General features: G+C 46.6%; 14 protein-coding genes and 1 pseudogene. 13 read left to right on the top strand and 2 right to left on the bottom strand.

Translation table 11 applies throughout. The annotated features are described in order from the left end of the window. The first annotated feature begins 3 nt into the window (after positions 1-3). The 9 genes and pseudogenes from AB1L17_RS08760 (at position 4) to AB1L17_RS08800 (ending at position 8,380) form a co-directional block, all read left to right on the top strand. Positions 4-1,098: an ABC transporter ATP-binding protein gene (locus tag AB1L17_RS08760; protein WP_412844216.1), complete on the top strand. Its 1,095-nt coding sequence runs from the start codon at positions 4-6 to the stop codon at positions 1,096-1,098. Between the two features lie 3 nt (positions 1,099-1,101). Beyond that, positions 1,102-1,944 carry an ABC transporter permease gene (locus AB1L17_RS08765; RefSeq protein ID WP_412844217.1) on the top strand — a complete coding sequence of 281 codons (843 nt, stop codon included), beginning with the start codon at positions 1,102-1,104 and terminating at the stop codon, positions 1,942-1,944. Further along, positions 1,941-2,741, top strand: a complete 801-nt coding sequence (locus AB1L17_RS08770; RefSeq protein ID WP_412844218.1) for an ABC transporter permease — start codon at positions 1,941-1,943, stop codon at positions 2,739-2,741. Before AB1L17_RS08765 ends, AB1L17_RS08770 begins: the two co-directional genes overlap by 4 nt. 12 nt (positions 2,742-2,753) lie before the next feature. After that, positions 2,754-3,890 (top strand): M20 family metallopeptidase, encoded by a 1,137-nt coding sequence (locus AB1L17_RS08775; protein ID WP_412844219.1) that lies wholly within the window; start codon positions 2,754-2,756, stop codon positions 3,888-3,890. Positions 3,891-4,155: 265 nt separating this feature from the next. Further along, a pseudogene (locus AB1L17_RS08780) lies at positions 4,156-4,587 on the top strand (DUF4280 domain-containing protein); the annotation flags it as partial. Positions 4,588-5,388: 801 nt separating this feature from the next. Then, the gene (locus AB1L17_RS08785; RefSeq protein WP_412844220.1) at positions 5,389-5,916 is read left to right on the top strand and encodes a hypothetical protein; all 528 of its coding nucleotides are present in this window, start codon (positions 5,389-5,391) and stop codon (positions 5,914-5,916) included. Positions 5,917-6,417: 501 nt separating this feature from the next. Further along, positions 6,418-6,672, top strand: coding sequence for a hypothetical protein (locus tag AB1L17_RS08790; protein ID WP_412844221.1), 255 nt, complete (start codon positions 6,418-6,420; stop codon positions 6,670-6,672). Positions 6,673-6,890: 218 nt separating this feature from the next. Beyond that, positions 6,891-7,256 (top strand): hypothetical protein, encoded by a 366-nt coding sequence (locus AB1L17_RS08795; RefSeq protein WP_412844222.1) that lies wholly within the window; start codon positions 6,891-6,893, stop codon positions 7,254-7,256. A 149-nt stretch (positions 7,257-7,405) separates the two neighbouring features. Further along, positions 7,406-8,380 carry an aldo/keto reductase gene (locus tag AB1L17_RS08800; protein ID WP_412844223.1) on the top strand — a complete coding sequence of 325 codons (975 nt, stop codon included), beginning with the start codon at positions 7,406-7,408 and terminating at the stop codon, positions 8,378-8,380. Positions 8,381-8,685: 305 nt separating this feature from the next. Here AB1L17_RS08800 and AB1L17_RS08805 read toward each other — a convergent pair whose 3' ends face one another. Continuing rightward, a complete protein-coding gene (locus AB1L17_RS08805) occupies positions 8,686-8,994 on the bottom strand; it encodes a DUF3139 domain-containing protein (protein ID WP_412844224.1) in 309 nt (102 codons plus the stop codon). A gap of 428 nt (positions 8,995-9,422) precedes the next feature. Between AB1L17_RS08805 and AB1L17_RS08810 the strand changes: the two genes are divergently transcribed. The 4 genes from AB1L17_RS08810 (at position 9,423) to AB1L17_RS08825 (ending at position 13,628) form a co-directional block, all read left to right on the top strand. Further along, complete coding sequence (locus AB1L17_RS08810) at positions 9,423-10,934, top strand: spore germination protein (RefSeq protein WP_412844225.1); 1,512 nt, start codon at positions 9,423-9,425, stop codon at positions 10,932-10,934. A 51-nt stretch (positions 10,935-10,985) separates the two neighbouring features. Beyond that, a complete protein-coding gene (locus AB1L17_RS08815; protein WP_412844226.1) occupies positions 10,986-12,188 on the top strand; it encodes a Ger(x)C family spore germination protein in 1,203 nt (400 codons plus the stop codon). Positions 12,189-12,256: 68 nt separating this feature from the next. After that, a complete protein-coding gene (locus tag AB1L17_RS08820) occupies positions 12,257-12,490 on the top strand; it encodes a hypothetical protein (protein WP_412844227.1) in 234 nt (77 codons plus the stop codon). A 37-nt stretch (positions 12,491-12,527) separates the two neighbouring features. Continuing rightward, a complete protein-coding gene (locus AB1L17_RS08825) occupies positions 12,528-13,628 on the top strand; it encodes a GerAB/ArcD/ProY family transporter (RefSeq protein WP_412844228.1) in 1,101 nt (366 codons plus the stop codon). A gap of 93 nt (positions 13,629-13,721) precedes the next feature. On the opposite strand, the gene AB1L17_RS08830 is transcribed toward AB1L17_RS08825, so the two are convergent. Continuing rightward, the gene (locus tag AB1L17_RS08830; protein WP_412844229.1) at positions 13,722-15,221 is read right to left on the bottom strand and encodes an IMP dehydrogenase; all 1,500 of its coding nucleotides are present in this window, start codon (positions 15,219-15,221) and stop codon (positions 13,722-13,724) included. Positions 15,222-15,233: the final 12 nt, after the last annotated feature.

The raw sequence follows: 15,233 nt of genomic DNA on the forward strand, positions 1-15,233 counted from the left end.
TACGTGACCAAGGTGATTGACGTTGAACTGCGCGGCATCATGAAAAAATTTCAAAGCAATGTCGTGGTTCAAAACTTCAACCTGCAGGTGGAGCAAGGCGAATTCATCTCGTTTCTCGGCCCATCTGGTTGCGGTAAGACCACGACCTTGAATATGATCGCCGGATTTTTGGACCCGGATGGCGGAGACCTCTTGATCAAGGGGCAGCGAATGAATGGCGTACCTCCGTACAAACGGGAGCTGGGAATGGTGTTCCAGACATACTCGTTGTTCCCGCATATGACTGTGGCAGAAAACATTGCCTACGGTCTGAAATTACGCAAAGTAAGCAAGCAGGAAATGCAAGAGCGCGTGAATCGCGTGCTGTCTCTGGTCAAGCTGCCAAACGTAGCAGATCGCTACCCGAAACAGCTCTCTGGCGGACAGCGTCAACGGATTGCGATTGCACGGGCGCTTGTCATTGAGCCTTCCCTCCTGCTTTTGGATGAGCCGCTCAGTAACTTGGATGCAAAGCTTCGTGAAGAGCTGCGCGATGAGTTAAAGCGCTTACATCATGAAATTGGCGTTACGACCATTTTCGTTACACATGACCAGGAAGAAGCTCTGGCACTGTCTGATCGTATCGTCGTCATGAATCACGGATTCGTAGAGCAGATCGGCACGCCGCTCGAGATTTACAATGAGCCAGCTTCTGAATTCGTGCATACGTTCATTGGTAAGACAAACCGCTTGGAAGGGGAAGTCATCGGTATCGACGGAGATGTACTCACACTGCGGACTACTGGTGGAATGCTCGTGCAGGCGGCAAAGCAACAGCGAACAGTGTCACTCCATGAGAAAGCGATTATTTTTATCCGACCAGAGAAAATCAAGCTGACCGATACACCAGTCAGTGAGGAAGCGAATCGGGTAAAAGGACATTTGCAGCTTGCCTCCTTCCTGGGCTCTTACACAGAATGTGAGGTCAAGGCCGGGGAGCATATGCTTTCAGTAAAAGTCCAAATGACCGATAGTTCTGTGGATCGCAAAGAGGGACAAACGGTTTACTGTCAATGGAACGCGGACGACGTACTGGTCATGCCCGCAGGAAGGGGATGACGGATGAACAAGCGTCTCTCTGTTACGTTACTGACCGCACCCGCGCTGATCTTGCTGCTGGGCGTTTTTATCCTGCCAATGCTGATGATGCTTTTGCTCAGCTTTCAGGATGAGAATCAGGCGTTCTCTTTGCACAATTATTTATTATTTGTACAAGATCCGTACTACTTGGAGATTCTTTGGCGGACGATTCGCGTGAGTCTCTGGACGGTACTGGCTTGCCTCTTGCTCGGATTCCCTGTTGCGATGTACATGGCGCAGGCTACAGGGAAAATGAGAGGGATTGTTACCATGCTGATTCTGGCCCCTCACCTCATCAGTGTCGTTATTCGCAACTTCGGTTGGGTAGTGGTATTGGGGGAAAAAGGGTGGATCAACGAAACGTTGATCAGTCTGGGTCTGATCGATCAACCGTTGCGACTGTTATACAACGAGCTGGGTATTGTGATCGGTCTGACGGATTCCTTTATCGCCTACATGGTTCTGGCGATAGCGACCAGTCTGTATGCCATCGATCCGTCCTTGAACAAGGCGGCGTCGATTTTGGGAGCTTCCCGCGTGCGGACGTTTTTCAGTGTGACTCTGCCGTTGTGCTTGCCGGGGATTGTTGCCGGGACGACACTGGTGTTCAGCTTGTCGATGAGTGCCTTTGTGACGCCTGCCTTGATGGGTGGTACTTCCGTAAAAGTCTTGCCTGTCATCGCTTATGAGCAAATTATGGCGACATTGAACTGGCCTTTGGGTGCGGCACTTGCCTTCCTGCTTCTGGGCAGTACGATTCTGTTGGTGACTTTGTATACGAAGCTGATTGAAACCAAGCGGTATAAAGAGGTGTTTGCGTCATGAAAAAAATAAATGTACTCGGACTCATCACATTCTTTGTACTGGTTTTGGTCAATCTGCCGTTTCTGGTCATCATCCCGAGCTCCTTTACCGCAGCAGGATATCTTGCGTTTCCGCCGGAAGGGTTTTCGTGGCAATGGTATGAAATGATTTTGGATCGACCGGAGTTCATCGATTCGCTGTGGTTTAGTCTTAAGCTAGCTACTGTAACGGCGATTATGGCGACTCTCTTAGGGACATTGGCTGCGTTCGCGCTGTCCAAATACAAGTTTCGTGGAAGCGGCGTCATCAACGCGCTGATGCTTTCACCGCTTACCGTTCCGTCGCTCATTATCGGGATTTCCGCGTTGCTGTTTTTCACGAGAATTGGCATCGCAGGAACGTTTACGGGGCTTTTGCTGGCGCATATGCTGATCTCGATCCCGTATGTTGTTAGGCTGGTTCTCACGGGGCTTAGCTCGTTCGATTATACGTTGGAAAAAGCGGGATACATGCTGGGTGCCCATCCGTTACGGGTGTTCTGGGATATTACGTTGCCACTGTTGCGTCCGGCCATCGTGTCGGGGATGATCTTTTCGTTCTTGACGTCGTTTGACAATGTGACGGTTTCCTTATTCTTGGTGGCACCGGATACGACGACGCTGCCACTCGCGATTTTCACCTATATGCAGGAAACGCTTGACCCGTTGGTGGCTTCGATTTCCTCAGTGGTCATCCTGCTGAGCCTGGTGTTCATCGTCTTGTTGGAAAAAGTGTACGGACTAGATCGCCTGTTCGGACTCAATTCACAATCTCACTAAGGAAGAGGCACTATGTCAATCCACACTTATGTACAAGAGAATATGACTCACTATCTACAGCTTCTCGAAGAGGCAGTCAACATGGACTCGCCTTCTCGTGACAAGCGGCTGGGCGACCGCATGGCGGGCTGGTTCGCACTTCAGTTTCAACGGCTGACAGGTGGAGTCGCTGAGCTCATTCCGAATGCGACGTATGGCGATCAGGTTCGTTGCACGCTGGGTGATGGGGAAAAGCAAATCCTCATCATCGGTCACTACGATACCGTATGGCTCGAAGGAGAAGCAGCTCGCCGACCGTTTACGATCCGGAATGAGAAAGCGTACGGACCAGGCGTATACGATATGAAAGCGGGCGTCTTGCAAGCGATGTTTGCGATGCGGGCATTGGTGAAGCTGGATCGCTTGCCTCAAGATAAAAAAATCGTGCTTCTCTTAAACAGTGACGAGGAGATCGGCAGCCCGACTTCTCGCAGACTGGTGGAGGAGGAAGCAGCCCGTTCCGTTGCCAGCTTTGTATTGGAGCCGCCAACTGAACCGAGTGGCGCACTCAAAACATGGCGGAAGGGAAGCGCCTATTTTACCATGACAGTCAGTGGTATTTCTTCGCACGCGGGCGTCGATCATCAAAAAGGCGTCTCCGCCATTGAAGAGCTGGCGAGACAGGTGCAATATCTGCATGCCTTGACCGACTACGAAAAAGGAACAACGGTCAACGTGGGTGTCATCAAGGGCGGAATAGGCTCCAATGTCGTAGCCGACTCGGCAGAAGCCGAAGTAGATGTGAGATTCGTCTCGATGGAAGAGGCGCTACGCATCGAGAAGGTAATGAGTGAACTTACGCCAGTGCTCGCCGGTACAACCATCAGCGTAAAGGGAGGCATTCGCCGACCGCCGATGGAGCGAACCGAAGAGACAGGCAAATTGTTTTCCCTTGCACAATCGATTAGCATCAATGAACTAGGGATGGCTTTGGAAGAGTCAGGGACAGGAGGAGTCAGCGATGGAAACTTCGCTGCGGCTTGCGGAGTCCCGACTCTGGATGGACTTGGTGTGAAGGGTGGCTACGCCCACTCGCCGGATGAATGGATCGAACTGGGTGAAATATCGACGCGCGCTACCTTGTTGGCGCGGTTGATAGAGGAAGTATAGAGAAAGAAAAATGATAAGAAGCACCTGCCTGATGCGTGTGACGTTGCATCTGGGTAGGTGTTTTTTTATGTCAGTAGCTCTAAATGCCTATAAGGATTGTCGTGTATTTGCAACTTTCTATCTATAGCTCGTGATCTGCCCGAATCCGATATTTCAATGTATAGGCATTATTTCCTTTTTATATATAGATTGGATATCAGGCCACATCGATCAACATGAGCATCTTCCATCTGTATAGCAACATTTACAGAGAGGAGGAGACTGTATGTCCAATATTGAAGGAATAAACATCCAGCAGTCGAGTGCGGAACGCAAGAGCTACGTGGTGGTAGGAGCCATTCTTTCATGTAGTAGTGGCAGTCAATTGAGTCGGCTGAAAATGCCATTCAGCCATGGGGTGTTCGTAAAAGGGAAGCCACAAGTGAGCATCATGGATTTCGTCCCCAACACAAATATCATGCCATTCGGGAAATGCAGCAGCTTGAAAAATCCCGCCGTCGCCTCCGCCACTGCCGCCAATAACGGTGTACTCACCCCAATGCCATGCACGCCATTGACGACGATGCCATTGACGACGATGCCATGGATGGATGGGAAAGCGGACAAAATGGTCGACGGCCATCCGGCCTTGCTGAACAAGTCCACGAATATGTGTTTTCATTGTGGGTTGATCAAGATTGAGGATGACGGGCAGGATTTGGGCGGTGTGACGGTAGGGAATCAGGCGGCAGCAAAGAGTGGATCACCAGCCGCAGGTTTTGGACAAGGACCTGCTTGTGAGAAACCGCAGGAAAAGCCAAGTACGTGGGATCACTTCGTTAAAGGGATATCAAAGCTGGGGGATGTTCCTGCTGCGATGCAAAAAGCGGCTAGTGAGTTGCCAGGAGCTTTGGAGAAAGCGGCGAATGAATTGCCAAGAGGTTTGCAGAAGGCGGCAGAGGATTTGCCTAAGGGTGTAGAGCTGTTTGTGCAAGAAAGCTTTGTGGAGCCGATGCAGGAAGATATGGATACGTTGCAGGATGATGAAATCAATCTCGCGGATGGACTTGCAATCGGTGGACTTGCATTGCAGGCACTTACGCTTGGTAGATTAAAAAACCTTGAGGAAATGCTAAATGCTACAAGGAAAGTAAAAAAGGGTCCGGTAAAAGCTGAGCCTAGTAAAGTTGTGAATGCTCTTGAAAACTTCCAAAGCAAAAAATACATTTTTGGAAATCAAAACTTCTTAATAGACAAACGGGGAATGAAGCACATTCTAGAAAGGCATCATCCAGAATACTGGGATGGCTCAATAAAAGCAAAACAGACCTTTTTGAAGGAAGATATGTCTATTGATGAAGTAGCAAATGCTATAGAATTTATCATGAAGGAAAATCGAGACATTCTTTTAAAAAATGGTACAACCTTTAGTTATCAAATAAAGGGAACTTATAAAGATGTAGAATATATTGTAGGGTTTAACAAAGGACGAGTAGGTCAATTTTATCCTGAGGAGTAGGTGAACGAATTGTTTTATGTAAATACTTTAATTAATAAACCAGATAGAGAGATAAGTGACTTATCGCTTTTGAAATCTAACGTTGATGACTATTTTGTTCAGATCACTAATACCAATGAGGTATTAGATCTCGAAAGTTTATTAGACTTTGATTATCTTAATGGTGCAATAACATTAAAATATTACGAACAGGTTTTGCTTGACGTAACTTTATGGGATTTAGTTGACCAATTATGGGCATATTTTTTAAATGTCATTGAGAGTCTTTTGAATACAGGAGAGGGGGAGACGTATTTTCCAGACCAACCCGTAAAGCTCCATTTAAAATCCATATCTGAGGATTTGGTGCTATATGAGTTAGAGGCAAATGTCCAAATTAAAGCCGTGCTTCCAAAAAACGAATTTATTGAAACGATGTTAGAAGGGGCATATGTCTTTTTTAGAAATATGGAGGAGTGTTTTAATGGTAGATGTAATTATCAATATGAATTGGAGAAGATAGAAACTTTGAGAGGAATCTTCTTGTAAATTAGTTTTTAGAGTAGGGGCTTAGTAATCCTATTGTGGTTTCAACAATACTACGATTACTTAGGAGATAAAATTATATCTATTGGAGGGCTATGTATATAAGGCGTCTACCAGAAAGAACACCTAAGTACCTGATTGTTAATGTACCCGAGAGTATCGAGCTAACAAAGAGGACATCTGCAAGTTTCACAGAAAAATAACTCTCGCTCTATACTTCAAAAGCTTGTTCAACCTTAAACGATAAGGAGGAATGAGCTTTTTTCTGTCCAGACGTTGAATGTAATTCGAAGGAGTTAAGCGGTTGTTGTTATAACTGGCAGGGACAGTTAACAGGAATAGTTTTAGTTAGTACATGCAAATAATCCTATGAATAAATATGTTGTGAATAGCATTGTTCATATGAACTATAAAGGTACTGAACAAAAGCCAGACGGCGTTGAATTATAGCAATTTGCACTGAATTTATTAAATGGAATTTAATCACAGAGCAAGGAGGGAATCATGAGCAGAATTGATTTTTCTAAAATCAATTTAAAAGAAAAGATAAATGATAATGCGAATGAACTGATAAATTGCATAGACGAAAAAAATTTACAAACTTCTACAAGCGTAAAACAACTTGGATTTATTTCCAATATGAATGGATTCTACATAGAGATATTGCTGAATATAGAGGAATACGTAAAAGGAATCTATGTTTCGGTTGTATTTGAGAATAATTATCAAGAGATCAGAAAATTTTACTTGATCCCATGATCATTAACGATTTTGAGCTTTATTCTAAAATGAAGGATAAGAAAAAAGTCATCGACTGTAAAGACAAAATTCTAGAAATTTACAGACAGTCTATTCCAAACAAAATAGAATTTATTAATTACAAGAAAGAGTTATTTCTAATTGGAGTCTCAGGGTTCCATTTGGCTGAGTTACTAAAAGAGATAAATATAGCAAACTATGGAAATGAAAGGTGAGTTATGGAGATAATCAATAGCAAATACTATAAAGGTTTTGAAGGTGAAGGTGAGATACAATTTATAAGATATCTGTCCAATGGCGATACATATATATTACAAATCTGGGGCGGATATTTTGACGAAATAATGAGACAGATAGAGCCGGAAGAAGACGGCTGGACTGGTTTTGCCTATCACTACAATGTTGAGGACCCTTGGTGGGAGCAATCTTGGAAAGTTCCAGACATAGGTATTGTATTAGACCAACTGCAAAAAATAAAATCAGCCTCATTAAGTCAGGAGGCAAAGGAACTGCTTCTTGAGCTGTGCAAGTTGTTATCTAGTTCTAAGGAATTAAACGAAGCTGTCTGGATTGCCGGTGAATAGTTTCATATAGATACAACCAATGCTTACTCCCACTAGAACGATAATAGGAGTGAGCTTCTTTGTATGCTGAATTGGAAAACCATGCAATCCCCACCCAAATAGGAGATAATGGAAGAGCATTCCTATTATGAAAAGAGGTCGATGACAAGATGAAATACTACCGACTCGGTGGCAGTGGATTGAAGGTATCGGCATTGGGATTGGGGACGAACTCATTCGGGGGACGTGCTGACGAAAATACCTCTGCAAACATTATTCATACCGCAATAGATAACGGGATTACGTTTATTGATACGGCGAATATTTACACGCAAACAGAGTCAGAGCGAATCATCGGGCTGGCGCTTTCAGGGAAGCGACACGAGGTCGTTCTGGCAACGAAGGCTGGGTTGGTAAAAGGCGATGGACCGAACCAAAGAGGCTCGTCGCGCTACCACCTGATGCTGGAGCTGGAGAACAGCTTGAAGCGGCTGCGAACCGATTATGTGGATCTGTACCAGATTCACACCTTTGATCCAGAGACGCCTTTGGAGGAAACTTTGCGTGCGTTAGACGATATGGTGCGGTCCGGGAAGGTGCGTTACATCGGGGCATCAAACTATGCCGCCTGGGAGTTGATGAAAGCGATTGGCATCAGCCAGCGTGAAGGGCTGAATCGTTACATATCGACGCAGGTCAGCTATTCGCTGGCAGACCGGACGCCGGAGCGTGAGCTGGTGCCTCTTTGTCTCGATCAGGGTGTGGGCATCATTCCGTACTTCCCACTGGCCGGTGGAATTTTAACTGGCAAATACACCTCGACGGATCAGGCTCCGGCTGGCTCGCGGGCGGACAAGGAGCCGCGTTTCGTCCGCATGCTTAGCGAAGACAAGCTGGAGTTTGGACGAAAAATCAGTCAGGTAGCGGCGGGACTTGGTGTATCCTCCAGTGTGCTGTCCTTGGCGTGGCTGATGCACAAGCCTGCTGTCTCTTCGGTCATAGTGGGAGCGACCAGTGTAGAGCAGTTTACGGATAATTTGCAGAGTGCATCCTTGGAGCTGGATGAAGCGACATTGGCAGAGCTGGACCGTCTGAGTGATGTGTATCGAAACGGAGAGCCGTTTGCGGAATATCGTTTGCCGTAAAAATGGTGACATTGAAGCTGTTTGCGTACGAAGCCTCCATTAGTGAGTTCTGCAAAATAGTGTAACCATTGCTGAGCTTTACTTCTTTATATGGATTTTCAACAGAAACTTTCAATTCATCAGCATGTTGATTAAACCCATGCACGCGCTCTTTGAAAAAACATGATGAAAGTAAAATAACCAGCTGATTTTTTTTGCGTCGGCTGGTTATTACTTTATTTGGCTAATATGATACATAAAGCCCATTATCGGGACCCAATAAAGCTGAGGTGACAGGGGATGGGGGAGTACCGGCGTCCGGGGACTCATTTATGTTTGTATTCGTATCCTTTGGGTTTAAGCGTTGAATGTAAAGTTATTATTTTTCCGTTTTTTTCAGTATAAAAGTATTTTACATCGGGTTCATCAGCAAAAATAACTTCTACACTAAAGAGCGGAAGCTTCCCAAAAACGCCATCTACACTAACTATTATTTTCTCATCAATATTTTTCTCGGTAATGAGATGTTGGCGTACCTGATTCTCTAAGCTTAACAAAATTCCTTGAACATATATAACTGGAACAGAGATAAGGATTACGCCTAGGAAAACTATAATCATTATTTTTTTGTTCATTTTCGTTATCCCTTCAAAAAGTGGTTGTAAAACGATGCTTTTTTTCCGTAAAGAGTGAAAGCGATAATGGACGCCCTACTATCGTTAATCAACTTTATAGGAGGAATTTTATAGGGCATCTGATAGACCACAATATCCTGGTACTAACACGGATATGAAGCGAGGAGACGTATTGTACTCGAAAAAAAGCCTTTCGACTTTTTTTGTTGGACACGTGGCAATTGTAGGACCGGACTACGAGATAATTCACGTTCATCCAAAAAGACCCGGGATCGTTGAAGATATCGATTCCTATGTATCTCGATTATACTCCAAGTGAAGGTATCGAGAAGGGCCTCCAATAAGGGGGCCTTTTTTGCGTTCAGCATAGACCCCAGAGCCATGAGGGATAGTAAACATATCCCGAACTGGAAAAAGAGTGATACGTAATGATCGATACAGGAAAACAATCTGCGTTCTTTCTTTGCTCGTTGGACGAAAATCTGGAAAAAGTGAAGAAAGAGCTGGGCAACAGCACGGATCTCGTGATGCGGCAAGTGCGACTGGAAGCCGTTGATCAGATACTGGTGGGGATTTTATATACCGAGGGTCTGGTCGATAAAAATATGATCAGCAGCTTCCTGGAGTCTCTCATGATCCATGCGAGAAAGACGGAAATCCCTATAGAAGCCGAGCGGGAAGTAGAGCCGTTGCTACTAATGAAGGATTTTCTGCTGACGATCGGCGGAGTAGAAGAGGTATATGACTTTGACCATTTGTTTGATGCGATATTGACTGGGGACACCGTTATTTTGGTAGATGGTTGTTCGTACGGCTTTATCGTCAATACGAAGCAGTGGGAGGATCGTGGTGTTCAGGAGGCATCCGTGCAGACGGTGGTGCGCGGTTCCAGAGAAGCGTTTTCGGAAAACCTCCGGACCAATACGGCTTTGGTGCGTCGGCGGATCAATAATCGCAATCTTTGGTTGGAGACTGTGCAGATCGGGAACATGACTAAGACCAAAGTCTCCCTGATGTATATAAAAGGAGTCGTGCAGGAGAGCGTAGTGGCAGAAGTGAAAGAGCGGCTGGGGCAGATTCAGATCGACGGTATTTTGGAGAGCGGAAACATCGAAGAAATGATTCAGGATCATACCTTTACTCCGTTTCCAACGATTTACAATACGGAGCGCCCAGACTCAGTGGCAGCCGGGCTACTGGAAGGGCGCGTCGCCATTCTGGTGGATGGTACACCTATTGTTTTGCTGGTTCCCGCAGTCTTCGTCCAATTCTTCCAGTCCCCAGAGGATTATTACAATCGTGCGGATTTTGGGATTCTGCGCATTTTGCGCCTTATTTCTTTTTTTATCGCTTTGCTCGCACCCTCCCTTTATGTCGCCATTACGACCTTTCACCAGGAAATGCTGCAAACAAACCTGATCATGAGCATTGCAGCTCAGCGTGAAGGAGTGCCATTTCCGGCAGCCGTCGAGGCGCTGTTGATGGAGTTTACCTTTGAAATGCTGCGAGAGGCGGGGATACGGATGCCGAGAGCGGTTGGTCCGGCAATCTCCATCGTGGGAGCACTTGTGCTGGGAGAAGCGGCTGTGCAGGCAGGTCTTGTTTCCCCCGCGACGGTCATGGTCGTTTCCATTACGGCTATCACCAGCTTTGTCTTCCCTTCCTTTTCCATGTCCATTCCGATTCGACTGTTGCGGTTCGGCTTGATGGCACTTGCCGCCAGCTTTGGTCTGATTGGCGTATTTGTGGGGATGATCGCTTTGTGCATTCACCTGTGCACCTTGCGCTCGTTCGGCGTCCCGTATATGGCTCCGCTTGCCCCTGTGAATCTCGCCGATCAAAAGGATACGCTGCTTCGGATTCCGATCGGGATGATGCATACACGTCCCCATTTTTTGCGCCAGAAAAACAGCGTCAGAGAACGAAATCGTAAAAAGTAGCCCGAGCATCGTGTTGTGTGAAGATAAATCGATAGCCGAGGTGGAGACGGCATGAAACGAAAAGGTGTGGTCCTTTTGGCCATCGTCATTCTCGTTTTGTTGACAGGTTGCTGGAACCGCAGAGAATTGAATGATTTGGCAATTGTCATGGGGACAGGTATCGACAAGATTGACGGAGAGTACGTAATTTCCGCCCAAATCGTCAATCCCGGCGCGGTAGCGTCAAAAGAGGGCGGGAAGATAAGCCAATCAGCTGTTGCCACTTACAGTATGCGAGCATCAAGCATTTTTGAGGGAATCCGGAGAATGACAACGGAAACGCCCAGAAGGCTGTATTTTTCCCATATCCAGGTGCTAGTTTTGGGGGAGCAGGTAGCAAGAGAAGGGATAAAAGAAGCGCTGGACTTGTTATTTCGCGATCATGAGGTTCGACCCGATTTTTATGTCATTCTGGCGAAGGATACAACAGCGCTTCAAATCCTCAGCATGATCGACCCGTTGGAAAAAATCCCAGCGACGAAGCTCTACAAAAGCTTGGAAACGGCAGAGAAGTCCTGGGGATCGATCGTCTCCATGAAATTGGATGAAGTTATTGCCGATTTGCTGCGAGAAGGCGTAGAGCCGGTTCTGGTAGGTGCTACGCTGAAAGGGAATGTACATACGGGTACATCTGATATGAACTCCCAAAAAGTTAGCCAACCCAATCTGTTGAGGTACAAGGACATTGGGGTCTTCAAAAAAGATAAACTGCTGGGGTGGTTGAACGAAGAGGAAAGCATCGGATTCAGCTATATCACAGACAGAGTGGACAGTACGATAGAAGAAATTCCTTGTGACAAAAACAATAAAATCGTCATTGAGATCATTCGGAACAAAACAACGGTCAACGGGAAGGTGAAGAATGGCAAGCCACAAATAGAAGTGAGTGTTTCGGCCGAGGGGAATGTCGGCGAGGTGGCGTGTCCGAAAGACTTGTCCAATCCCCAAACCATATACAAATTGGAGGCGGATGTGGAAAAGAGGATCAGAGAGAAAATCGTAAGTGCCATCCATAAAACACAAAAGGAATACCACTCAGATGTTTTGGGATTTGGGCAGTCAATCTACCAAAATGACCCGAAGGGCTGGGAGAAGGTAAAGGATGATTGGGATTCGAAATTCACCAACCTGCAAGTGAAGATAAAAACGGACGTGAGGCTCAGGCGAACAGGAAAGGTAGGTAATTCGTTTATTCCTTTCATAAAAAAGGATTAAAGCATAACTTTTTCCATCTGGGGAAATGGTAAAGGTATTCCAGCGAAAAAGTAGGTGCGCTGCACAGCATGTGGACCATCATAATGATTTTGCTGATCAGCCTGCTCATTGCCCTTATTGAGGTGCCTTACATGAAAAGAAACGCGATGAAGAAGGATATGCTGGTTTTCTTCATACTGCTTGTAGTCGGGACGGGACTTGGCATAGCCGAATCACTTGAGGCGAATATTCCGAACCCGTTGGACTGGATCACATTTGTCTATAAACCATTCAGCGACTTCATTTTGGGAACTGTGGAATGAAGCAGTAGCCAGCAGCGAGGCGGAGGAGCGAGAGGAATTGATAGACAACGGTCATATTAGCGCAAGGCAATTCATGATACTGGTGGCGCTTTTTGGGATTGGCGATGCGATTTTGTACGTACCTTCGCTTACTGCTACCGCTGCTAAACAAGATGCATGGATCTCTGCTCTCATAGGGTGGGGGGAAGGCTTTCTTTTGACCTATCTGTATGTATTGTTGAGTAAGCGGTATCCGAATAAGTCGATCTTTCAGTACAGCGAGGAAATATTGGGAAACTGGATAGGGAAAGCGGTGGCTGTTCTGTTCATCACCTATTTCTTCATCGACGCTTCGCTTATGCTGATGGAGATAGGTGATTTTGTCACGACACAGATTATGCAGGAGACTCCCATTGAAATTATTCTTGTCTTGTTTACAGTGATCATCGTCATGGGGGTCCGCAGTGGAGCAGAAGTGTTTTCTCGGGTGAGTGAGCTGTTGTTTCCGTATTTTCTCTTACTGTTCATTATCTTGATCGTATTTATCTTCCCCCAGATCAAAATAGAAAATGTGAAGCCTGTGCTTGCGCATGGAATCGCTCCTGTATTCGGGGGGAACTTCAGGTACGTGGGTTATTTGCTGGAATCGGTCATTCTGATCGTGTTGTTTCCCCTCGTAAAACGTCCAGTGCGTGCGGCCAAAGCTTATATTCTGGGCATCCTTTTGGCTAATTTCTTCCTGACGATGATTACCGCTGTGGCGATTTTGGTCTTGGGGGCCGATATTACCGTACTGCTCGCCTACCCAAGCTACACACTTGCGCAAAAAATCAGTATCGGCAATTTTTTTGAGCGAATCGAAGTGTTGATGGCCGTTATCTGGTTTATCACGCTCGTTGTCAAAATTACCATTTGCTATTATGCGACGAACTGCGGCATCGCACATACGCTGGGGCTTCGGGATTACCGCCCTTTGACACTTCCTATGGGGATGATCATGATTGTGATGGCACTGGCAACTATGCCCAACCGCCCTTATTTTGACACCTTCGTTTCAGAAATTTGGATGCCTTATTCCTTGACGTACGGTTTGTTCTTGCCCGTTCTCTTACTGATTGTAGGGGGCTTACGAAAACGTTATGAAAAACCAGTCTGCTAGTGATGTAAACTGCACCTCCAACTGTTAAGTGTGTCTAACAATTGGGGTGCAGTTCACTGCAGACTGGTTTTTCCTGATTACGAATTGATTGTATTACTCAGCAGCCATGCTGCTTTCTTTCAGGATGACGTCATGTGCTCCGCCTTCTACCAGGCTGGTAGCGGAGATGACGGTGATCCGAGCTTTTTGCTGAAGCTCTGATATGGAGAGCGACCCGCAATTGCACATGGTCGATTTGATTTTGCTCAAGGTACGGTCCATGTTCTCGCGCAGACTTCCCGCGTATGGTACGTAGGAGTCGACGCCTTCTTCAAAGACAAGACTGCTTTTGCCGCCAGTGTCGTAGCGTTGCCAGTTGCGAGCGCGGTTGGAGCCTTCTCCCCAGTATTCTTTCACGAAGTTGTTCCCGATTTTCACTTTTTTGGTCGGGCTCTCGTCGAAGCGAGCGAAATAACGGCCCAGCATGACGAAATCTGCACCCATAGCCAGTGCGAGTGTTACGTGATAGTCGTGAACGATTCCGCCGTCGGAGCAGAGTGGCACGTATATGCCTGTTTCCTTGAAGTACTCGTCGCGGGCTGCTGCCACTTCAATGAGTGAAGAGGCTTGACCGCGTCCGATCCCTTTTTGTTCACGGGTAATGCAGATGGAGCCGCCGCCAATTCCTACTTTGACGAAGTCAGCGCCAGATTCCACGAGATAGCGGAAGCCTTCTTTGTCGACGACGTTACCAGCACCGATTGGTACGTTAAAGTTTTCTTTTACATATTGAACCGTCTCGCGCTGCCATTCACTGAACCCGTCGGAGGAGTCGATGACCAGAATATCAACGCCTGCTTCAACCAATGCAGGGACGCGCTCCTTGTAGTCCTTGGTGTTGATACCCGCACCTACGATATAGCTCTTGTTCGTGTCCAAGAGGGACAGCGGATTGTTTTTGCGAGCATCGTAGTCCTTGCGGAAAACAAGGAAGTCGAGATTTTGATTTTCGTCAACGATCGGCAGGCAGTTGAGCTTGTGCTCCCAGATCAGGTCGTTCGCTTCGGAGAGCGTGATGCCGGATTTGCCATAGATCAGCTTCGAGAATGGCGTCATGATGTCACTGACGAGCTTGTCCTGAGAGTCGCGGCTAATGCGATAATCGCGACCGGTTACGATGCCGAGCAGCTTGCCCTTTGCCGTACCATCTTCCGTAATGGCAACGGTGGAGTGTCCTGTTGCCTCTTTCAATTCCAAAATGTCTTTCAGCGTATGGCTAGGTGTCAGGTTGGAGCGGCTAACGACGAATCCAGCCTTGTAGCCTTTTGCTTTGCGAACCATCGTTGCCTGGCTCTCGATGGACTGGGAGCCAAAAATAAACGAAATACCGCCACATCTAGCCAATGCGACCGCCATGTGATGGTCGGAAACTGCTTGCATGACTGCGGATGAGAACGGTATGTTTAATGTGATGGCAGGCTTTTCACCTTGTTTATACTTGGTAATCGGAGTGGATAAGTCCACATTGTTTGGCGTGCATTCTTTTGTGGTGAGATTTGGCAAAAGCAAAAACTCATTAAACGTCCGAGATGGTTCTGTGTAATAAAAAGCCACGATTCTCTCCTC

Source organism: Brevibacillus jepli, assembly GCF_047229145.1.
Taxonomy (GTDB): Bacteria; Bacillota; Bacilli; order Brevibacillales; family Brevibacillaceae; genus Brevibacillus.

What these genes read in the sequence shown, in the direction of transcription:
- AB1L17_RS08765 (WP_412844217.1), top strand. Translation starts at nt 1,102, where the DNA reads ATGAACAAGCGTCTCTCTGTTACGTTACTGACCGCACCCGCGCTGATC.
- AB1L17_RS08770 (WP_412844218.1), top strand. Translation starts at nt 1,941, where the DNA reads ATGAAAAAAATAAATGTACTCGGACTCATCACATTCTTTGTACTGGTT.
- AB1L17_RS08775 (WP_412844219.1), top strand. Translation starts at nt 2,754, where the DNA reads ATGTCAATCCACACTTATGTACAAGAGAATATGACTCACTATCTACAG.
- AB1L17_RS08790 (WP_412844221.1), top strand. Translation starts at nt 6,418, where the DNA reads ATGAGCAGAATTGATTTTTCTAAAATCAATTTAAAAGAAAAGATAAAT.
- AB1L17_RS08795 (WP_412844222.1), top strand. Translation starts at nt 6,891, where the DNA reads ATGGAGATAATCAATAGCAAATACTATAAAGGTTTTGAAGGTGAAGGT.
- AB1L17_RS08800 (WP_412844223.1), top strand. Translation starts at nt 7,406, where the DNA reads ATGAAATACTACCGACTCGGTGGCAGTGGATTGAAGGTATCGGCATTG.
- AB1L17_RS08805 (WP_412844224.1), bottom strand. Translation starts at nt 8,994, where the DNA reads ATGAACAAAAAAATAATGATTATAGTTTTCCTAGGCGTAATCCTTATC.
- AB1L17_RS08810 (WP_412844225.1), top strand. Translation starts at nt 9,423, where the DNA reads ATGATCGATACAGGAAAACAATCTGCGTTCTTTCTTTGCTCGTTGGAC.
- AB1L17_RS08815 (WP_412844226.1), top strand. Translation starts at nt 10,986, where the DNA reads ATGAAACGAAAAGGTGTGGTCCTTTTGGCCATCGTCATTCTCGTTTTG.
- AB1L17_RS08820 (WP_412844227.1), top strand. Translation starts at nt 12,257, where the DNA reads ATGTGGACCATCATAATGATTTTGCTGATCAGCCTGCTCATTGCCCTT.